This is a genomic window from Jeotgalibacillus soli, from assembly GCF_000829435.1.
In the GTDB taxonomy this organism is placed as follows: Bacteria; Bacillota; Bacilli; order Bacillales; family Jeotgalibacillaceae; genus Jeotgalibacillus; species Jeotgalibacillus soli.
The window spans coordinates 72,097-92,762 of sequence record NZ_JXRP01000022.1 but is presented as its reverse complement, the minus strand read 5'-3'; the positions used below and the strand labels follow the sequence as shown (position 1 = coordinate 92,762).

Below are 20,666 nucleotides of genomic sequence, written 5' to 3'. Positions count from 1 at the left end.
TCCCATCTCCAATCTCATAGTATGATATGATTACGCTCATTAAAAATGGTTTAATAATAGAAGTTACTGACATTCATACTGTGAATTTAAAAAAGAGACAAACGAACACGATTGATTTTGTTGTCCCAGCTATTGACCATCCTTATTTTAGTGCCCTTCTTGAGCATGTTGTAACGTATAAATCTAGATCTTGTATACAACTAATGATTTGTCAAACTTCAGGAAATATAGAAAAAGAAAAGGAATTTATTCAGCTTCTTCAGCAAAAGCGGCCAGATGGCCTTCTTTTTACAGAGCTGATTTACGAACCGGAAGATATTCGACAAGAGATGGAACAATTACCGATTATCGTCTGTAGCAATCTGCCATTCTCTGATCTCTCCAGGTTTTCGGTTTATATGGACCATTATGAAAGTGCAGTTGAGGGATTTCATTTTCTGCATGAAGAAATAGGATGTTCAAAGCTTGCTGTTTGTCTTCATGGACAAACAGGAATTGTAAGAAACGGTCGCCTCGCAGCTTATAAGGATTATATAATGGCAAACGGGCTCGGTTTCAAAGAAGAAAGGGTGATTAAATTAACAAGTGGAACTGGTATGTTTGATGGGATTGAGTTGCATGAGAAACTGGACAAAATAGATGAACAGCCAAAAACTGTTTTTACTGGCTCTGATCAAACGGCAACAGGCTATCTACTATACCGTAATTCAAGCAGTACGCTCGTTGTATTAGGTTTTGACCACCAGCCAATTTCAATGTTTCTTTCCTTTCCAACGGTCGAACAGCCAATTGAAATGTTAGCAGAACGTTCGACAAGCCGATTGATTGATAGAATTGAGGAGCGTGCTGATTGGACACAATCTGCCGCCACCCCCGTTTAGACTAGTTAAAGGTACATAAAAACTTTTATAGGAAAAATGAAATGAGGTGACATATGGACTTACATCTCCCATTACAATATGAAGAGGCTACAGATTATTCCATCCAAGGGGTTGTAGAGTCAATAAAGCTTGATGATCCTGAGCTTCCAATTGACTATATGAAACAAAGAAAAAATAATCTCATACGCGACTTAACACATAATTATTACATCTTAGGAATGAGTTACCGTTTGATGTCTCCTGAATTTTTCTTTGATCATGTGAAACGGCTATATAATGTTGTTACTTCTAGAGGGATTTCGAAAAAGAGGTTTTTCTTCATTATGGATCGATGAGATTGGCACCTTGTGACATTCACTCAAAAGAGATTGAGGATTTTTTGAAGATACAATCAAATTAGCTATTGATGAACTGATTCTGATAACAGAAACGCCGTACTTTTCAGTTAATAGATGAAATAAATGCTGATAATGATTCTCAAAGTCATTGACGAATTCTCTTTTGTCCTCTAAACTGGAAGAGAGTAATCAATTAGTTACGAAAATTAACCGTTTTGAGAAGGATGACCCGGTGGAGGCTATAGCCTCTAGATGAGAGACAAAGGAGATTAGCAGCATATGCTTAAAACTCAATCATTAACGCTTAGTTATGGAGATTCCATTATAATAGAAGAGCTTAATTTAACGATTCCTAAAGGAGAAATTTCCGTATTAATTGGAGGAAATGGCTGCGGGAAATCTACACTTTTGCGTTCTATGGCACGTCTTTTGAAACCGCAAAGCGGCAGTGTGCAGTTAAATGGTAAAGAGATTAGCCGTTATTCGACACGTAAAGTGGCACAGGAGCTTGCTATACTGCCACAATCTCCTACAGCACCTGAAGGTTTAACGGTTTTACAGCTTGTTAAACAAGGACGCTATCCATATCAAGGCTTTATGCATCAGTGGTCCAAGGAAGATGAAGAATGTGTTCAAAATGCACTCAAAGCGACTGGAATGGAAGAGCTACAGGATCGTTTTGTAGATGAATTGTCTGGAGGACAGCGTCAGCGTGCATGGATTGCCATGACGCTAGCACAAGACACGGATATTATTTTGCTTGATGAACCTACTACTTATTTGGATATGACACATCAAATTGAGATTCTTGATTTGCTATTTGATCTAAATGAAAATGAAAACCGTACAATCGTGATGGTTCTTCATGATCTGAATTTGGCATGTCGATATGCACATAATTTGATTGCAGTAAAGGATCGAAAAGTATATCAGCAAGGAAAACCTGAAGAAGTAATCAGCTGTGATATGGTAAGACATGTATTTGATATGAATTGCCAGGTGACAACTGATCCGCTTTTTGGGACTCCTCTATGTATTCCGCATGGAAGAGGCCGCTGTATCGTACAAGAAGCAAGTGTAAGCGTAGCCGCTGCTCAATAACGATAACATAAACCGTCTACTCGTGAGACGGTTTCATTTTTTATCTGAAATCTAAAAACGTTGAAGGAGCTGAAGCAAATGAGCGAACAATTAGACCAACAGCTGCAAGCAATGATTGAAAAATATTCAGAACTGCTCATCGATGAAACATCAGAGGAGTGGCAAAATAAAGTTACACAATGGATTGTGTATAATCATATCGCAAAATCAATGCCTTCTTTAGCTAAGCACTGGAACTCTTTATACCCTGAAAGCAAAGAAGAAATAAAAGAAATTGTGCTAAGCATTCAAAAGAAAAATACAGAAATGAAAGCATCACAGCAAAATAAAGACTAACCCTACATCCCTTATTCCCCACCGTTTAAAGAGGTTTGGGAGAAGACTGGAAAGCAGAGGTAGTCTTTTTTATTAATGCGCTGGAAGCTGCTGCTGATCTTGCTGTGCCTTTTGGGCTGTTTGCTGCAGCGCTGCTGGTGTTTCTGGTTTCACTTGATACCATCCTTGCTGTTGCATGATTTGAAAAAGAGTGTGCTGTGCTTTTTGGGTATCATTGAAAAACGTCATAATTTGATTGGATAAAGGTTCAGTGCTTGCTTCATTTAATGCTGTACTGTAGCTGACATTCATATGTTTTAGAAGTAAAAGGACATCCGTTGCCCAGTCACGATCAGTCATGGATGAAGCTGCAGTCATATTTTGGTTGGATTGCGTTGTATTTATATTTTGCATCTTGATCCTCCCTTATTGCACCGTTGTGCTAGATTGTGCGGTTCCAGATAAAAATTGAGACAGCTGCCGGTAGTGCTGCGAATGCATTTGACAGCAAGCCTCGAGCTGCGCTTTTAAAGCGGGCAGCTGACAGGCTGAAGCCGCATGATGTGTTTTTTTTGCAGCTAGTAAATTCCAGGCCAGCATATCCTCAATATATAACGCATCTTTTGTTGAGAGTGTTTGATTTTGTGGCATGATCATTCCTCCTTTTAAACTCCTATATAACTTTCCCAACTTTTTCTCCATTATTCCAGAGAAAAATTTTCATTTCTCTATATGAGAAAAGTATTCAAATCTATTTCTGTATGTTAAAATAAGGTAGATTTATACATGGATTTCTTTTTTTTAACAATTAATATAGCGTTTTCATTACAATTATTGGGCTTGGGAGGTAGGACTTTTTGGAACGAGTAATGCGTGAATTCTTTTTGTTTTTATCCAAAAATAAACCAATGACGAAAGCAGCAAAGCAATATGGTCTTCGTTTTGGTGCTTCTCGATTTGTAGCTGGAGAAACAGTATCTCAAGCAGTTGATTCAATAAAAAAGCTGAATAGTGAAGGACTATGTGTAACGCTTGATTATCTTGGCGAATTTGTTGATAACGAGCAGGAAGCAAATGAAACTACCGTGCATTATATAGAAGCGGTTCGTGCAATTGGAACAAATCATTTAAATTCACAGCTGTCTTTAAAGTTAACTTCGATGGGTCTTGATATTTCTGATGAGCTTGCGCTGGAAAATATGAAAAGAATACTAGATGCGGCTGTGGAACATGATGTTTTCATCACCATTGATATGGAAGATTACGAGCGGTGTCAGCGTACGCTTGATATTTTCAAACAGCTAAAATCTGAATATGACAATATTGGTACTGTTATCCAATCTTATTTATATCGCACGGAAGGAGATATAGAGAGGCTAAGCTCCTTTAGTCCAAATCTTCGCCTGGTTAAAGGGGCATATAAGGAATCGCCTGAAGTAGCATTTCCAGAAAAGAAAGATGTTGATGAAAACTTCAAAAAAATAATAAAAATGCACTTATTAAACGGTCATTACACAGCGATTGCAACACATGACGATGCCATTATTCAATACACGAAGGATTTAGTGAAGGAGTATGGTATTTCAAATGACCAATTTGAATTCCAGATGTTATTCGGTATTCGTGATGAACGTCAGCGTGAGCTTCATAAAGAAGGATATAAAATGCGTGTGTATATGCCATTTGGTCGTGACTGGTATGGGTATTTCATGCGCCGATTAGCGGAGCGACCGGCAAATGTTGCCTTTGTCGCCAAAGGGATGATGATTAAATAGAATATAGAGGAGCTTGATCCTAAAAGACATTTTCCAAGAGCGGGAAAACTATTTGCTTGGAAAGTGTCTTATGCTGTTCGTTAATGAGCAAGCCCGCCTCAGCCTTTAGTTAATTTTTAGAAAATTTGCTGATCCTGTCTTGCGAATTTGAAGCATATCTATTATCATTAGAATTATAGAGAGTTGGAAATATTTTTTTAATTAAAAAATGAATGAGTATTCATTCAAAAGTTTTTAAGGGAGGAATTAACTTGGCCAGACACATCCAAAAGGCAGCAGTCATTGGTTCCGGTGTAATGGGATCTGGGATTGCAGCTCATTTAGCAAATATTGGTATCCCGACATTACTACTGGATATTGTGCCGAAGTCTTTGACAGATCAGGAAGAGGCGAAGGGGCTTACTTTAGAGAATAAAGCGGTTCGAAATCGCTTAAGTGCTCAGGCGATCCAAAAGCTATTCAAGCAAAAGCCTGCACCGCTGGCAACGAAAAAGAACAGTGGATTGATTGAAGCTGGAAATTTGGAAGATGATCTATCCCGGCTAAAAGAAGTGGACTGGATTATTGAAGTCGTCGTCGAGAATTTGGATGTTAAGAAAAAGGTATTTGAGCAAATAGAGCAGCATCGCAAAGAAGGCAGTATCGTTAGCTCAAATACATCCGGTATTTCGATTAATGCCATGGTAGAAGGGCGTTCAGATGATTTTAAAAAACACTTTCTTGGAACACATTTCTTTAATCCACCGAGATATTTAAAGCTGTTGGAAATTATACCCACACCTGATACAGATCCTTCAGTCGTGGATTTTATGAAGAGTTTTGGAGAGGATACGCTTGGAAAAGGTGTTGTACTAGCAAAGGATACGCCGAATTTTATTGCCAATCGAATCGGTACTTACGGATTGCTTGTTACCACTCAGGAAATGCTGAAAAGAAATTTTAGCGTCGGAGAGGTTGATTCCATAACGGGCCCGTTAATTGGACGGCCAAAAAGTGCAACATTCCGTACATTGGATGTGGTAGGGCTTGATACATTTATTCATGTAGCCCGAAACGTTTATGATCAAGTCAATGACGGCGATGAGAAAAAGGTGTTTAAGGTACCTGATTTTATGCTGAAAATGCGAGACAATGGGTGGCTTGGAAGTAAATCTGGGCAAGGCTTCTTTTTGAAGCAAGGGAAGGAAATCCTTGAACTCAATCCTGAAACACTAGAGTATGTAGAACGCAAAAAGCTGAGAGCACCATCAATGGAAATGGCTAAGCAGGAAAAAGGACTTTCCGATAAAATGAAAGCGCTTGTATATGCCAATGACCGGGCAGGCGAGCTGCTATGGTCCATTCTGTCACCTGTCTTATTATATTCAGCCGAGCTAACAGGAGAAATTGCAGATGATATCGTTTCAATTGACCAGGCTATGAAGTGGGGCTTCGGCTGGGAAATGGGTCCGTTTGAAATGTGGGATGCGATTGGGGTTGAAAAATCTGTTGAACGCATGAAAGCAGAAGCAAAAGCAGTTCCTGAGTGGGTAGAGAAAATGCTGAGTGAAGGCTACTCCTCTTTTTATAAGGAAGAAGATGCCGGGTTAACATTTTTCCATCAAGGATGCTATGAGATTGTGAAAGAAAATGAAAAGATCATCAATCTAAAACGCTGGAAGAAAAAACATGGTGTCATTAAGAAAAACACTGGAGCGAGTTTAATTGATTTAGGTGATGGTGTTGCGCTTCTTGAATTTCACTCACCGAACAACGCCATTGGGATGGACATTATTCAAATGATTAATTTCGCTGTGGCTGAAGTAGAAAAAAACTACAAAGGCCTTGTCATTGGAAACCAAGGTAAAAACTTCTGCGTTGGAGCAAACCTTGCCATGATATTAATGGAAGCGCAGGATGACAACATTTTTGAGATTGATATGGTTGTAAAGCAATTTCAGAAAGCGATGATGCTATTAAAATACAGTTCATTCCCGGTCGTTGCTGCTCCATTTGGCATGACGTTAGGTGGGGGAACCGAAGTCTGCTTGCCAGCTGACCACGTACAGGCATCAATGGAAACCTATATGGGCCTTGTTGAAGTCGGTGTTGGGTTGATCCCTGGCGGAGGTGGCAATAAAGAGCTTTATTTAAACTATTTAAATAGTCTGCCGCAGGGTGTGGATTTTGACCTGCAAAAGGTGGCGAATAAAGTTTTTGAAACGATTGCAATGGCGAAGGTTTCTACGTCTGCATCGGAAGCGAAGGACCACAATTTTCTTACACAAGCCGACGGAATCAGTGTGAATAGTGATCATCTTATTTATGACGCCAAACAAGCGGTTCTTCATTTAGCTGAAAACTACACAGCGCCTGTTAAACGAAAGGTACAAGTTGTTGGGGAAACGGGATATGCAACGCTTTTACTAGGAGCACAAACGATGCATCACTCAGGGTACATTTCAGACCATGATTTGAAAATTGCAAAGAAGCTTGCATATGTTCTTGCAGGCGGAAAAGTTCCTTTTGGAACGGAAGTGGATGAGGAATATTTGCTGCAGCTTGAACGTGAGGCGTTCTTAAGTTTAATCGCAGAACCAAAGTCCCAAATGAGGATGCAGCATATGCTTGTAAAGGGAAAGCCGCTGCGTAACTAATGCTTTATTTTTTGGCTATGTTAAGAAATTGTTGATTTTGACACTAGGTTGATTGGAGCGGATGCGTGAGACTCCTGCTTAGAAAAGCGAGTCAAAGGGAGACCCCACAGGCGCAAAGCGCCGAGGAGCGTCTGGCCGCCTGCGGAAAGCGAACACCTGAAGCGGAAATCAACAGACACGTTTAATATTAAAGGGGGAGCACAATGCGTGAAGCAGTGATTGTTGCAGGTGCAAGAACGCCAGTCGGAAAAGCAAAAAAAGGATCTTTAGCTCAGGTGCGTCCTGATGATCTTGGGGCACTTGTTGTAAAAGAAACGCTAAAGAGAGCCGGAAATTATGATGGAGAAATTGATGATTTAATTATCGGATGTGCGATGCCAGAAGCGGAGCAAGGCATGAACATGGCGCGTAATATCGGTGCACTGGCTGGACTTTCTCACACGGTGCCGGCGATTACCATTAATCGTTATTGCTCATCAGGATTGCAGTCGATTGCGTATGGCGCAGAACGGATTATGCTAGGTCATGCGGACACGGTCATTGCCGGCGGTGCAGAATCAATGAGCCTTGTTCCAATGATGGGACATACAGTGCGGCCGAACATACGGCTTGCCGAAGAGATGCCGGAATATTATATGAGTATGGGGCATACAGCAGAAGAAGTAGCTAAAAAATATGGCATTACACGTGAAGATCAGGATGCATTTGCGGTCAGGAGCCATCAAAAAGCGGCAAGGGCATTAGCAGAAGGAAAATTTAATGATGAAATTGTTCCAGTTGATGTGACATATAGAAATGTAGACGCTCAGAACCGCTTGCAAGAAAGAACCATTCAGTTTTCTCAGGATGAAGGGGTTCGGGCAGGATCAACTGTGGAATCATTAAGCAAGCTGCGACCTGCTTTCTCTATAACAGGCTCAGTTACCGCAGGAAATGCTTCACAAACAAGTGACGGGGCAGCAGCCGTCATGGTAATGGACCGTGAAAAAGCAGAATCATTAGGCTTAAAACCAATTGCTAAATTTCGTTCTTTTGCTGTAGGTGGCGTTCCGCCTGAAATTATGGGAGTGGGACCAGTGGAAGCAGTGCCAAAGGCGTTAAAGCTAGCTGGATTGTCTATGTCCGATATCAATTTGTTCGAATTAAATGAGGCGTTTGCATCTCAATCCATTCAGGTTATTCGCCAGCTCGGTTTGAATGAAGAGATTGTAAACGTTAATGGCGGAGCGATTGCGTTAGGTCACCCGCTTGGCTGTACAGGTGCGAAACTAACGCTGTCTCTATTACACGAGTTAAAAAGAAGACAGCAGCAATTTGGTGTTGTCACCATGTGTATTGGCGGCGGAATGGGTGCAGCAGGCGTCTTTGAAATGATTAACTAACATATATTTACTACGAACAAAGGGGAGGAACTAACAATGAGTAACGAAACAAAATCAGTAATTAAGGGTGGCAGTTTTTTAATCGAGGATATCGAACCGAATCGTGTTTTTACACCAGAAGACTATTCAGATGAGCAAAAGATGATTGCCAAAACAACGGAAGACTATGTTGTGAATGAAGTCGTTCCACAAGTCGAGCATCTTGAAAACCATGAATTTGACCGATCTGTAAAATTATTAAAATCAGCAGGTGATCTTGGACTTTTAGGGGCAGACGTTCCTGAGGAGTACGGCGGTCTTGGGCTTGATAAAATAAGCTCAGCACTAATAGCAGAAAAAATGGCTCGTGCAGGAGGCTTTTCAATTACACACGGGGCGCATGTTGGGATTGGATCATTGCCCATTGTTCTTTTCGGCAATGAAGAGCAAAAGAAAAAGTATCTTCCTGGACTTGCAACCGGTGAAAAAATTGCTGCATACGCATTGACTGAACCTGGATCGGGATCAGATGCATTAGGAGCTAAAACAACAGCAAAGCTTAATGAAGCAGGAACCCATTATGTGTTGAATGGTGAAAAGCAATGGATTACAAATGCCGGCTTTGCGGATGTATTCGTTGTGTATGCGAAAATTGATGGCGAGCACTTCTCAACGTTTATTGTAGAACGTGATTACCCAGGTGTATCCGTTGGAGCGGAGGAGAAAAAAATGGGAATCAAGAGTTCATCGACGCGTACGCTGATTCTTTCGGATGCTGAAATCCCTGTAGAAAATCTTTTGGGCGAAGCTGGAAAAGGTCATATTATTGCGTTTAATATTTTAAATATCGGCCGCTACAAGCTTGGTGTAGGTACTGTAGGAGGCTCAAAACGGGCGCTTGAGCTGGCTGTAAAATATACGAACCAGCGGCAGCAATTTAAAACACCAATCTCTTCTTTTAACCTGACAAAGGAGAAGCTGGCTACAATGGGAGCAAGACTTTATGCAACAGAAAGCTCAGTCTACCGCACGGTTGGTTTATTTGAAGATCGAATGAGCCAGCTGAGTGAAGAAGAGATTAAAGATGGAAGAGAAGTGGCGAAATCAATCGCAGAATATGCAATTGAGTGTTCACTGAATAAAGTGTTCGGTACAGAAACACTGGATTACATTGCAGATGAAGCCGTTCAGCTGCATGGAGGATATGGATTTATGCAAGAGTACGAGGTAGAAAGAATTTACCGCGATTCACGTATTAATCGTATTTTTGAAGGAACAAATGAAATTAACCGTCTTCTTGTACCAGGCACCTATCTTCGTAAAGCATTAAAAGGAGAATTGCCGCTGTTTCAAAAAGCGCAGGCGCTTCAGAATGAGCTCATGTCGATGATGCCTGAAGAGGTAGGGGATGAGCCGTTAGCTCAAGAAACATATCTTGTTAAAAATGCGAAGAAAATTGGCTTGTTGGCTGCGGGACTTGCAGCACAGAAGTATGGAAAAGCGCTAGAGGCTGAACAAGAAGTCTTGGTTAATATTGCTGACATTGTTTCACTTGCTTATGCAATGGAATCTGCATTACTCCGTACAGCAAAAGCGGTAGAACGAAATGGTGTGGATAAAAATCAACAAAAGATCCTATACACTCAAATCTTCTGCCAGGAAGCTTTTAATCAAATTGAACAGCATGCAAAAGAGACACTTATTGCTGTTGAGGGTGGAGATACTCTCCGCATGATGTTGTCAGCGCTTCGCAAATTCACTCGCTATACACCGGTTAATTTGATTCCGAAGAAGCGTGAAGCAGCGTTAAAGCTGATTGAAGCAGAGAAATTTGTTGTATAAAAATACGTATTTTACAAGCCGGCTTGGATGTGCAGGTCGGCTTTTTTTGTTCTTTTGTCGTCATGGATGATTATTTATCCCTTCATTAGGAAACAACGTATAATAAAAAAGGTACATAAGAGAGGGGGCTCCATATGGGGCAGCAAGAAGTTTTTCGCACATCTATTCCTCTTTTTCAGGCTTTAAGTGATCCATGTCGACAAGATATTATTTTATTACTTATAGAGCAAAAAAAACTCACCGTTAATGAGATAACAAAAAATCTTCCTTTGTCCCGCCCAGCCGTCTCTCATCATCTTAAAATTTTACGAGAAGAACAGCTCCTCAACATGGAACAGAAGGGGACCCAGCATTATTATTCGCTAACGCTTGAGGGAATGATTAATCAATTAAAATCATTTTTAAATACGATGGAAAATCATTGTTTGTAGAGATTCCTATCCAAAAACCTCTATAATAAAGAAAGCCGATTTTCTTTGGCGATCAAAATTTAGTAGAGAGGTGATTTTAATGGCAATTACATTCTATACCTACCCGAAATGCGGTACATGCCGTAAAGCGAAAAAATGGCTTGAAGAGAATGGAAATTCTTTTGAAGAAGTTCATCTGGTGGATGCTCCGCCTTCAAAGGAAACATTAGAGGAGCTTTATCAAAAGAGCGGGCTTGATATCAAGAAATTCTTTAATACAAGCGGGATGAAATATCGTGATTTGGGGCTGAAAGATAAGCTTCATACAATGTCTGATGACGAAAAACTTTCTCTATTGGCTTCTGATGGTATGCTCATTAAGCGCCCTTTAACAACAGATGGCTCAAAGGCTACAGTTGGATTCAAGGAACAGGAATTTGAACAGTATTGGAGCCGATAACTAGTTCATAAAACAATTCTTGTGTTCATGCTTTGAATATGCAAAGATTAAGTAGTAGATTGAATTTGGAGGGATAAACATGAGTTCACCGAATGAATTACGTTACTCTGAAGAGCATGAATGGGTTAAGGTTGAAGATGGCAAAGTGCGCATTGGTATTACAGCATTTGCTCAATCTGAGCTGGGCGACATTGTTTTCGTAGAACTACCTGAAGTGGGAGACGAATTGACAAAAAATGAGCCTTTTGGAAGTGTGGAATCAGTAAAAACAGTTTCCGAGCTTTATGCGCCAATCAGCGGCAAGGTTGTAGAAGTGAACGAAGAGCTTAATGACAGCCCTGAATTTGTTAATGAATCTCCTTATGAAAAAGCATGGATGGTTGTTGTAGAACCGGCTAGTACGGATGAAGTGGATAGTCTTTTGACAGCTGAACAATATGACCAAATGATCAACGAGGAATAAAAACTACATAAGTAGTAGTGTAGAAGGATTGTCATCTAAGGCTGAGGCTAAAGATGACAATCCTTTTTAGCATTTGCATTTCTGTATGAAAAAAGCGAAAATGAAAGTAACATCATATACTAACGTAAGGAACTTGCGATCCTCATTGATGTTGAAGGTGGATAAGGACTATTTTGGATGATAGGGCGTGATCTGGGATGAATGATGGAAACGAGAAGGTCATCATTGTCGAAGGAACCTCTGATAAACGAAAAGTACTGCCAATCATTCGCGAGCCAGTTGATATCATTTGTACAAATGGTACAATCAGCTTTTCTAAAATGGATGAACTTGTCGAACAATTAGTGAATAGGGATGTCTATATATTAGTAGATGCGGACGAAGCCGGAGAAAAGCTCAGAAAGCAGTTTAGACGGGAATTTCCTGATGCCGAGCATCTTTATATAGATCGAAACTATCGGGAAGTGGCATCAGCACCGGATCAGCATTTAGCTTCTGTTTTATTTGGAGCAGATATAGACGTATATACCGAGTATTTATAAAAAAGGATGAACTCATAAATGATAACAGAATGGACAGCCCAGCAGATGAATGAAGCAATTGATGCTCATTCTCATACTGCTCTTTATTTATATACCCCGATGTGCGGAACCTGTCAGCTTGCTGGAAGAATGCTTGATATTGCTGCTGGCATTGTCCCGGACTATGCATACGGAAAAGCAAACTTAAATTATATGGAATCACTTGCAAAGAAATATCAAATTGAAAGTGTCCCCTGCTTGCTTATTTGGAAGAATGGGGACCTTGCCCAAAAGATTTATGCATTTGAATCCGTGCCGACCATATATGAAACACTTAAAAATCATCTGTTATGAAACAGGTGATTTTTTGATTGGCTTTGTTAAATGTGTCTGTTGATTTCCGCTCCAATCAACGCTGTGCAAACATCAATAATGGGCTTTAACATAGCTTTTTGTTTATTTAATGAGCCCATCTTCATAAGTTGTGGTACATAAAATAAAGGGATTTGCTATTAAACCGTTGAAAATAATCATAAATCGACGTCAATACATGGGGTGGGGTTATGAAAGCATTTATGGTGAAGCTTCAAAAAACATATGAATCCAAAATGCATGTTCGTCACTTGTTTTTGACATATCCACTCATTATAACGTTTCACATAGCAGGTAAAAAAGAACAGTGGTGTATTAACGATTGTGAAATATTACCTCTTTATCAAAGGATAGAACATGCAAAAGAGGTGATTATTACCGGATCAGAGGAAGAGTGTTTTAAGCTTTTATCAGGGGATTCTGATGCGATTGTGAACATTGACGGATCCTTTAGGGACAAGCTGCTTCTGGAAGCATTTATGCAATTGGTAACCCGGAATAGTAGCGAAAAAAATAGGTAAAATACACCATTTTAACTTTTTTGTTGACACAGAATTTATCTCCATGATAATATGACACACAGATTAAAAAATCGACAATCAAATACAATGATTCAACGCTCTTATCAAGAGAGGTGGAGGGATGTGCCCGATGAAACCCGGCAACCGTCAGTTTTTAAACTGTAAAGGTGCCAATTCACACAGGAGAGATACCTGGGAGATGAGAGAAAGGATGCTTATTTATCGCGCCTTTCTGCTCCTTTTGCGGAAAGGCGTTTTTATTTTTCGTTTAATGTAAAAGAAAGAAGGTGATTACATGATTACAATTTCGAATGTGAAAAAATTATTTGATACAAAGAGTGGCACCATCAATGCAGTTGATAATGTCACGTTAGACATCCAAGAAGGTGAGATCTTCGGTATCATCGGATATAGCGGAGCAGGAAAAAGTACGCTTATTCGAATGCTGAATGGACTGGAATCACCAAGTTCCGGAACGATAAATGTGAACGGCCGAATGATATCAAGCAGTAAAGGCCGTGAGCTTAGACAGGCCAGACAAAAAATCAGCATGATCTTTCAGCATTTTAATTTGCTGTGGTCACGCACAGTGAGAGAAAATATATCGTTTCCTCTTGAAATTGCAGGTGTAAATAAAAAGGATCGTGAAGCAAAGGTTGAAGAGCTTATTAAGGTGGTTGGGCTTGAAGGTAGAGGAGATGCTTACCCTTCACAACTAAGCGGCGGACAAAAGCAGCGGGTTGGCATTGCGCGCGCATTATCCAATGATCCGCAAGTATTGCTTTGCGATGAAGCAACCTCAGCACTGGATCCGCAAACAACCGACTCAATCCTGGAGCTGCTTGTTGATATCAATAAAGGATTAGGCTTAACCATTGTCCTCATTACGCACGAAATGCACGTAATTCGAAAAATTTGTCATCGTGTAGCGGTAATGGAAAATGGTAAGGTCGTTGAGCTTGGTGAGGTGCTTGACGTATTTAAGAATCCTCAAGAGCCCATCACAAAACGTTTTGTTCAGCAGGTTACGGAGCCGGAAGAAACCCGTGAAACCATTGAGCATTTGGTTGAAGAGTATCAGGACGGCAAAGTAGTGAAGCTTTCCTTTGTAGGGGAATCAGCCGAACAGCCGCTGATCACAAACTTAATACGATCATTCGACGTACAGGTAAATATACTTCAAGGGAAAATTTCTCAAACACAAAATGGTGCTTATGGCACGCTATTTGTCCATCTTCACGGCTTGCCGGCAGAAGTAGATAAGGCCGTTGCTTTTCTTGAAGAAGCAACTGTCGGCGTGGAGGTGATCACGCATGATTGAACAATTTTTCCCGAATGTTAATTGGGAAACAATGTGGGATGCTACGTATGAAACAATCTATATGACGATCATAGCTGTCGCGATCACAGCGATTTTAGGGATCATGCTGGGACTGCTGCTGTTTCTGACCTCAAAGGGAAATATGTGGGAAAACCGAGTGGTGTACGTGATCACGAGTGCGCTCGTTAATATATTCCGCTCCATTCCGTTCATTATATTGATTGTCCTATTAATTCCGTTTACTCGATTCTTGCTCGACACGATTCGAGGAGCAAACGCGGCATTGCCGGCATTGGTCATTGGAGCAGCACCGTTTTACGCAAGAATGGTTGAAATTGCGCTTCGTGAAATTGATAAAGGTGTGATTGAAGCAGCAAGATCAATGGGTGCATCCGTTAATACTATTATTTTCAAGGTCTTACTTGCTGAATCCAAACCAGCGCTTGTATCGGGTATTACTGTGACAGCTATCGCGCTTGTTGGCTACACAGCAATGGCAGGTGTTATCGGAGCTGGGGGTCTTGGAAACTTAGCTTTCTTGGACGGTTTTCAGCGTAGCCGGGATGATGTCGTATTAGCGGCAACAATTATAATATTGATTATTGTTTTTATCATTCAATTCATTGGTGACTTTTTCACGAATCGATTGGATAAACGATAAATTTTTATAAAAGGAGAGAAATAAAATGAAAAAATGGTTAGCGACTGCCTTCGCGGCAACAAGTATTTTTGCTTTAGCAGCATGCGGTTCAGATGAAGAAGCAACAAACAATGGCGGAGCTGAAGAATCAGACGAGCCGGTTGAATTAGTAGTAGGTGCTTCAAATGTACCTCATGGTGAAATTCTTGAAGAAGCAAAACCATTGCTTGCAGAAAGAGGAATTGACCTTCAAATCGAACTATATCAAGATTATATCTTCCCAAACACAGATCTTGATTCAGGCGAAATTGATGCAAACTACTTCCAGCACGTACCTTACTTGAATTCAGTACTTGCAGAAGAAGGAAATGACTACGATTTTGTTAATGCAGGAGCGATTCATATTGAACCAATCGCTGTATATTCTCAAAAATACGATTCACTTGACGAGCTTCCTGATGGTGCAACCATCCTAATGCGAAATGCTGTTGGTGAACACGGGCGTATTCTTTCTGTATTTGAAGAAGAAGGTCTAATTAAGCTTGATCCAGAAGTAGACAAGGTAACAGCTTCTTTTGAGGATATTATTGAAAATCCGAAGAACCTTAACTTTGAAGCAGATTACGAAGCATCCTTGCTTGTTCAGCTTTATGAAAACAACGAAGGCGATGCGGTTGTAATCAACTCAAACTATGCAATTGACGCTGGGCTTAGCCCGATTAATGATTCTATCGCGATTGAAAAATCAGAGTCACCATATGCTAACATTATTACTGTTCGTGCAGGTGATGAAAATAGAGAAGAAATTAAAACGCTTGTAGAAGTGTTAACTTCTGAAGAAATTCAAGATTTTATTAATGAAAAATATGAAGGTTCTGTTATCCCTGTAACAGCTGAATAATACAATACGAAAGCTCCTGCGTTTATAGCAGGAGCTTTTTGTATTGTTATTCAAAATGTGAATGACAAAATCTCAAAGGTCCATACTATCTTTATTCTTTCAAAAAGAGGTGTCAAGATGGATCATCCAATTACTGATGAAGAACTCTTTACGTTAAAAGAAGCCATTGGAGAGCTGAGCAATAAGATGCCTTCTATTATGCAGGCTTATCATACATTTACAGAAAAGTGTTTTGCAGAAGGAGAATTGACTCAGAGAGAAAAACAGCTTATTGCCCTTGGTGTAAGTCTCGCTACACATGACGAATATTGTATTCACTACCACGTGGCAGGTTGTATCGAGCATGATTTGACGTCAGCTCAAATTCGTGAGGTTGCTGCTGTAAGTTCTGCTGTACAGGCAGGGGCAGTAATGGCTCAGGCGGCGACAGAGGTGGAATGGACGCTCGGTTCCTTTGATGAGGAGTAATCTCAGCAGTTTTATTAGTCATTTCGTTGAACTTTTATTGAACAACAATAAAATGTTTGTTTTTTTCGTTTATCCATTACGAGTAAGGGTATACGTTGAATAACCCTGTTAGTAAGCCACGGATAAAAATAGAAAGGAATGGTTCATTATCAATTTTGTAAAGATGGAGTACACAACAGAAATGGAGAAAGCAATGCAAAGCGCTCATGGAGTCGGGTATGAAATCTATATGAGAAAGCATGATGTTCGAATGGAAGTGGAGTTCAAAAGGGAAAAAGAATATAAAAAAGGACGCCTGCTAGTCGCCGACCTTGATAGTAAACTACACAGTAATATATAATAGAGAAGGTTAAATTAGTCAGTGTTTATTACACTGGCTTTTTTACTGTTTTAAATGTTGGGCTAGGCATTTTCTCAATTGCCTAACGCTTCATGAGAATGAAAAAAGTATAAAATTCGATAGGATTTGATTCTAGTTTTAATTTGTTATAAAATTAGAATGAGAATAAATTGAGAATGGTTATTCCATATCAAAATTGTATATAAACGGAGGTATTTGTTATGGCTTCAGCGTTAGTTATTAAAGATCTTCATGTCGAAATTGAAGGCAAGGAGATATTAAAGGGTGTAAATCTTGAGCTTGACAGCGGCAAAATTCATGTAATCATGGGCCCAAATGGAACGGGTAAATCTACACTTGCTTCCGCAATTATGGGACATCCTAAATATGAAGTAACAAAAGGCGAAGTTCTTCTTAATGGAGAAAATGTTCTTGAAATGGAAGTAGATGAGCGTGCACTTGCTGGACTATTCCTTGCTATGCAGTACCCAAGTGAAATCACAGGAGTAACAAATGCTGATTTCTTGCGTTCGGCAATTAACGCACGTCGTGAAGAAGGCCAGGAAATTTCTTTGATGAAATTTATTAAAGAGCTTGATGCAAACATGGAATTCCTTGAAATGGATCCTAATATGGCACAGCGTTACTTGAACGAAGGTTTCTCTGGCGGAGAAAAGAAACGTAATGAAATTCTTCAGATGATGATGATTAAACCGGAATTTGGTATTTTAGATGAGATTGACTCTGGTCTGGATATCGATGCACTCAAAGTTGTATCTAAGGGAATTAATAAAATGCGCAGCGAAGATTTTGGCTGCCTCATTATCACACACTACCAGCGTCTTCTTAACTACATCCAGCCAGATTACGTTCACGTAATGATGCAAGGGCGCGTGGTGAAATCAGGCGGACCTGAGCTTGCTCAGCGTTTAGAGGCAGAAGGCTATGATTGGATTAAGCAAGAACTTGGTATTGAAGACGAAACTGTTGGTCAAGAAGCGTAACCGTTAGGAGGATGGACATGACAACACAAATGAAATTGCCGGTTGATCAGCAAGCGGTACAGGCTTTTTCACAGAAGAACGAAGAGCCAAGCTGGCTGTCATCTCTTCGATTGGATGCACTTGCCAAAGCGGAAGAGCTCTCATTGCCGAGACCGGACAAAACGAAAATTGACAAATGGAACTTCACACAGTTTGCTCAACATACAGTAGTCAGTGAGGTTTTTGCTTCATTAACAGAGCTGCCAGACAGTATCAAGGCGTTAGTTGATATTGAAAAGCAGCAAAATATATATATTCAGCGCAACAATACACCGGCATTTTTATCTGTATCCGATGAGCTAAAAGCACAAGGTGTTATTTTCACGGATATTATTACAGCGGCAAAGGAGCATCCTGAGCTTGTTGAGCAGTATTTCATGAAGGATGCTGTTAAAGTGGATGAGCATAAGCTTACTGCTTTACATGCAGCTTTAATGAATGGCGGAGTATTTTTATATGTACCGAAAAACGTTGAGGTTGCAGAGCCGATTCAAGCGGTATATGTGCATGATCAAAAAGATGCATCTTTGTTCAATCATGTACTCGTTGTGGTTGATGATAATAGTTCAGTGACATACGTTGAAAACTATATTTCAACGGAAGAACAGTCTGACGCAGTGGTCAACATTGCGGCAGAAGTCATTGTGAAGCAAAATGCCCGTGTTCTTTACGGAGCGGTTGATAATCTAGCTGCAGGTGTTACGACATATGTAAACCGCCGCGGAATTATTGGACGCGATTCAAGAATTGACTGGGCGCTTGGCTTGATGAATGATGGCGATACGATTTCAGAAAACGTGACGCATCTTGTTGGGGATAATTCTTTTGGCGATACGAAGTCTGTTGTAGTAGGACGCGGAACCCAAAAGCAAAATTTCACGACTAAAGTTATTCACTGGGGTAAAAACTCAGAAGGCTATATTTTAAAGCATGGTGTAATGAAGGATTCAGCTTCATCCATCTTTAATGGAATTGGCAAAATTGAGCATGGAGCAACAAAATCGAATGCAGAACAAGAATCTCGTGTGCTTATGCTAAGTGAAAAAGCTCGTGGAGATGCAAACCCAATTCTGTTGATCGATGAGGACGATGTAACAGCTGGACACGCTGCGTCTGTTGGACGGGTAGATCCATTGCAGCTTTACTATTTGATGAGCCGTGGTATTTCTCAGCATGAGGCTGAAAGATTAGTCATTCACGGATTCCTTGCTCCTGTTGTAACGCAGCTTCCAATTGAGGGAGTTAAGCGACAATTAAGCGAGGTAATCGAAAGGAAAGTTAATTAATGAACGTTCAAGAGATCCGTAAACTGTTTCCGATCCTCGATCAAGAAGTTAATGGTCATCCGCTTGTATATTTGGATAGTGCAGCGACTTCTCAAAAGCCGCTGTCTGTCATCCAAGCACTTGGAGATTATTACAATGGGTATAATTCCAACGTACACCGGGGTGTTCACACGCTCGGGACGAGAGCAACAGACGGATATGAAGGTGCTCGCGAGAAGGTAAGGAAATTTATAAATGCTTCCTCCACTCAAGAAGTGATCTTTACTCGTGGAACGACAACATCGATCAATACGGTGGCTGCAAGCTATGGCCGTGCAAATGTTGGTGAAGGCGATGAAATTGTTATTACTCATATGGAGCATCATAGTAATATCATTCCTTGGCAGCAACTTGCCAAGGAAACAGGTGCTACGTTAAAATACGTTCCTCTTCAAGAGGACGGGACATTGTCTCTTGAAGATGTTCGTTCAACGGTAACACCTCAAACCAAAATTGTATCGATTATGATGGTATCGAACGTACTCGGTACAATGAATCCAATTAAGGAAATCACAAGGATCGCACATGAAAATGGTGCTGTTATGGTCGTTGACGGTGCACAAGCCGCTCCGCATATGAAAGTGGATGTGCAATCACTTGATTGTGATTTCTTCGCATTTTCCGGACATAAGATGGCTGGTCCAACAGGAATTGGCGTTTTATTTGGAAAGAAGAACCTGCTCGAAAAAATGGAACCCATTGAATTTGGTGGAGAAATGATTGATTTCGTTGGATTGCAGGAATCTACCTGGAAAGAGCTTCCTTGGAAATTCGAGGGTGGTACGCCAATCATTGCAGGTGCAATTGGTCTCGGTGCGGCGATCGATTTCTTAGAGGATATTGGTTTGGATGAGATTGAGAAGCATGAGCATCATTTAGCGGCCTATGCGTTGGATCGCATGTCATCCATAAATGGATTAACCATCTATGGTCCGGAAGATCCTCAGCAAAGAGCAGGTCTGGTTACGTTCAACCTTGATGATGTTCACCCTCATGATTTAGCAACCGTTCTGGATGCTGAGGGGATTGCCATCCGTGCAGGTCATCATTGTGCTCAGCCATTAATGAAGTGGCTGAATGTATCTTCTACGGCGCGTGCAAGCTTCTACCTGTACAATACAGAAGAGGACATTGATCGGTTAGTAGCCGGGCTTGTGAAAACAAAGGAGTATTTTAGCGATGTCTTTTAATAATCTTGATACCCTCTATCGTCAAGTCATTATGGATCATTACAAAAACCCTCGTAATAAAGGGGCAGTTGAGGATGGCAGTGTCACGATTGATATGAATAACCCAACCTGTGGAGATCGCATACATTTAACGCTGGACGTTCAAGATGGTGTGGTAAACCAAGCCAAATTCACTGGAGAAGGATGTTCCATTTCAATGGCATCTGCATCAATGATGACTCAGGCAGTCAAAGGAAAAGATATAGAGACGGCTTTGAAAATGTCCGGAATATTCTCCGATATGATGCAAGGGAAAGACTATGACGATTCCATTGATCTTGGTGATATTGAAGCTTTACAAGGAGTCTCAAAATTCCCGGCACGTATAAAATGCGCCACGCTTGCGTGGAAAGCAATGGAGAAGGGAATTAACGAAAAGCCGGAATAGTGCTTTTATGACACG

Annotated in this window: 25 protein-coding genes and 1 riboswitch; of the genes, 23 read left to right on the top strand and 2 right to left on the bottom strand. The window is 40.6% G+C overall.

The annotated features are described in order from the left end of the window. The first annotated feature begins 26 nt into the window (after positions 1-26). The 4 genes from KP78_RS18215 to KP78_RS18200 all read left to right on the top strand — a co-directional run bounded on the left by KP78_RS18215 (position 27) and on the right by KP78_RS18200 (position 2,656). Positions 27-881: a type 1 periplasmic-binding domain-containing protein gene (locus KP78_RS18215; RefSeq protein WP_131272643.1), complete on the top strand. Its 855-nt coding sequence runs from the start codon at positions 27-29 to the stop codon at positions 879-881. A gap of 53 nt (positions 882-934) precedes the next feature. Next, a complete protein-coding gene (locus KP78_RS18210; RefSeq protein ID WP_041091096.1) occupies positions 935-1,216 on the top strand; it encodes a hypothetical protein in 282 nt (93 codons plus the stop codon). Positions 1,217-1,498: 282 nt separating this feature from the next. Further along, the gene (locus tag KP78_RS18205) at positions 1,499-2,320 is read left to right on the top strand and encodes an ABC transporter ATP-binding protein (RefSeq protein ID WP_041091094.1); all 822 of its coding nucleotides are present in this window, start codon (positions 1,499-1,501) and stop codon (positions 2,318-2,320) included. Between the two features lie 78 nt (positions 2,321-2,398). After that, a complete protein-coding gene (locus KP78_RS18200; protein WP_041091093.1) occupies positions 2,399-2,656 on the top strand; it encodes a DUF2573 family protein in 258 nt (85 codons plus the stop codon). Between the two features lie 72 nt (positions 2,657-2,728). Here the strand turns inward: KP78_RS18200 and KP78_RS18195 are convergent, their stop codons facing one another. Together KP78_RS18195 and KP78_RS18190 are read right to left on the bottom strand one after the other, a co-directional pair. Then, a complete protein-coding gene (locus KP78_RS18195) occupies positions 2,729-3,049 on the bottom strand; it encodes a spore coat protein (RefSeq protein WP_041091091.1) in 321 nt (106 codons plus the stop codon). 12 nt (positions 3,050-3,061) lie between these two features. Beyond that, entirely contained in the window at positions 3,062-3,286 is a 225-nt protein-coding gene (locus tag KP78_RS18190) for a hypothetical protein (protein ID WP_084220152.1), read from the bottom strand. A 206-nt stretch (positions 3,287-3,492) separates the two neighbouring features. Here KP78_RS18190 and KP78_RS18185 point away from each other — a divergent pair, with 206 nt between their 5' ends. The 19 genes from KP78_RS18185 to sufU all read left to right on the top strand — a co-directional run bounded on the left by KP78_RS18185 (position 3,493) and on the right by sufU (position 20,651). Further along, positions 3,493-4,410 carry a proline dehydrogenase family protein gene (locus KP78_RS18185; protein WP_041091087.1) on the top strand — a complete coding sequence of 306 codons (918 nt, stop codon included), beginning with the start codon at positions 3,493-3,495 and terminating at the stop codon, positions 4,408-4,410. A gap of 296 nt (positions 4,411-4,706) precedes the next feature. Further along, entirely contained in the window at positions 4,707-7,046 is a 2,340-nt protein-coding gene (locus KP78_RS18180) for a 3-hydroxyacyl-CoA dehydrogenase/enoyl-CoA hydratase family protein (protein WP_235420990.1), read from the top strand. 203 nt (positions 7,047-7,249) lie between these two features. Continuing rightward, positions 7,250-8,428, top strand: a complete 1,179-nt coding sequence (locus tag KP78_RS18175; protein ID WP_041091083.1) for an acetyl-CoA C-acetyltransferase — start codon at positions 7,250-7,252, stop codon at positions 8,426-8,428. A gap of 36 nt (positions 8,429-8,464) precedes the next feature. After that, entirely contained in the window at positions 8,465-10,249 is a 1,785-nt protein-coding gene (locus tag KP78_RS18170; protein ID WP_041091082.1) for an acyl-CoA dehydrogenase family protein, read from the top strand. Positions 10,250-10,383: 134 nt separating this feature from the next. Further along, complete coding sequence (locus tag KP78_RS18165) at positions 10,384-10,680, top strand: ArsR/SmtB family transcription factor (RefSeq protein WP_041091080.1); 297 nt, start codon at positions 10,384-10,386, stop codon at positions 10,678-10,680. 79 nt (positions 10,681-10,759) lie between these two features. Then, positions 10,760-11,119, top strand: coding sequence for an arsenate reductase family protein (locus KP78_RS18160; protein ID WP_041091078.1), 360 nt, complete (start codon positions 10,760-10,762; stop codon positions 11,117-11,119). A 79-nt stretch (positions 11,120-11,198) separates the two neighbouring features. Beyond that, positions 11,199-11,582, top strand: a complete 384-nt coding sequence (gene gcvH / locus KP78_RS18155) for a glycine cleavage system protein GcvH (protein ID WP_041091077.1) — start codon at positions 11,199-11,201, stop codon at positions 11,580-11,582. A gap of 197 nt (positions 11,583-11,779) precedes the next feature. Next, complete coding sequence (locus KP78_RS18150; RefSeq protein WP_041091075.1) at positions 11,780-12,124, top strand: toprim domain-containing protein; 345 nt, start codon at positions 11,780-11,782, stop codon at positions 12,122-12,124. Positions 12,125-12,142: 18 nt separating this feature from the next. Further along, positions 12,143-12,457: a thioredoxin family protein gene (locus KP78_RS18145; protein ID WP_327063200.1), complete on the top strand. Its 315-nt coding sequence runs from the start codon at positions 12,143-12,145 to the stop codon at positions 12,455-12,457. 209 nt (positions 12,458-12,666) lie between these two features. After that, complete coding sequence (locus KP78_RS18140) at positions 12,667-12,996, top strand: hypothetical protein (RefSeq protein ID WP_041091074.1); 330 nt, start codon at positions 12,667-12,669, stop codon at positions 12,994-12,996. Positions 12,997-13,094: 98 nt separating this feature from the next. Next, positions 13,095-13,202: riboswitch (SAM riboswitch) on the top strand. An 89-nt stretch (positions 13,203-13,291) separates the two neighbouring features. Beyond that, positions 13,292-14,317, top strand: a complete 1,026-nt coding sequence (locus tag KP78_RS18135) for a methionine ABC transporter ATP-binding protein (protein WP_041091072.1) — start codon at positions 13,292-13,294, stop codon at positions 14,315-14,317. Then, a complete protein-coding gene (locus tag KP78_RS18130) occupies positions 14,310-14,978 on the top strand; it encodes a methionine ABC transporter permease (protein ID WP_041091070.1) in 669 nt (222 codons plus the stop codon). The genes KP78_RS18135 and KP78_RS18130 overlap by 8 nt, the downstream gene beginning before the upstream one ends. 25 nt (positions 14,979-15,003) lie before the next feature. Beyond that, positions 15,004-15,858, top strand: a complete 855-nt coding sequence (locus tag KP78_RS18125; RefSeq protein WP_041091068.1) for a MetQ/NlpA family ABC transporter substrate-binding protein — start codon at positions 15,004-15,006, stop codon at positions 15,856-15,858. A 117-nt stretch (positions 15,859-15,975) separates the two neighbouring features. Next, positions 15,976-16,326, top strand: coding sequence for a carboxymuconolactone decarboxylase family protein (locus KP78_RS18120; RefSeq protein WP_041091066.1), 351 nt, complete (start codon positions 15,976-15,978; stop codon positions 16,324-16,326). Positions 16,327-16,489: 163 nt separating this feature from the next. After that, complete coding sequence (locus KP78_RS20350; RefSeq protein ID WP_235420987.1) at positions 16,490-16,666, top strand: YuzK family famiily protein; 177 nt, start codon at positions 16,490-16,492, stop codon at positions 16,664-16,666. A 221-nt stretch (positions 16,667-16,887) separates the two neighbouring features. Continuing rightward, positions 16,888-17,670 (top strand): Fe-S cluster assembly ATPase SufC, encoded by a 783-nt coding sequence (gene sufC / locus KP78_RS18115; protein ID WP_041091064.1) that lies wholly within the window; start codon positions 16,888-16,890, stop codon positions 17,668-17,670. 17 nt (positions 17,671-17,687) lie between these two features. Beyond that, on the top strand, positions 17,688-18,995 hold the full coding sequence (sufD, locus tag KP78_RS18110) for a Fe-S cluster assembly protein SufD (RefSeq protein WP_041091062.1): 1,308 nt from the start codon (positions 17,688-17,690) through the stop codon (positions 18,993-18,995). Then, on the top strand, positions 18,995-20,224 hold the full coding sequence (locus KP78_RS18105) for a cysteine desulfurase (protein ID WP_041091060.1): 1,230 nt from the start codon (positions 18,995-18,997) through the stop codon (positions 20,222-20,224). The genes sufD and KP78_RS18105 overlap by 1 nt, the downstream gene beginning before the upstream one ends. Beyond that, positions 20,214-20,651: a Fe-S cluster assembly sulfur transfer protein SufU gene (gene sufU, locus KP78_RS18100; RefSeq protein ID WP_041091059.1), complete on the top strand. Its 438-nt coding sequence runs from the start codon at positions 20,214-20,216 to the stop codon at positions 20,649-20,651. The genes KP78_RS18105 and sufU overlap by 11 nt, the downstream gene beginning before the upstream one ends. Positions 20,652-20,666 lie beyond the last annotated feature (15 nt).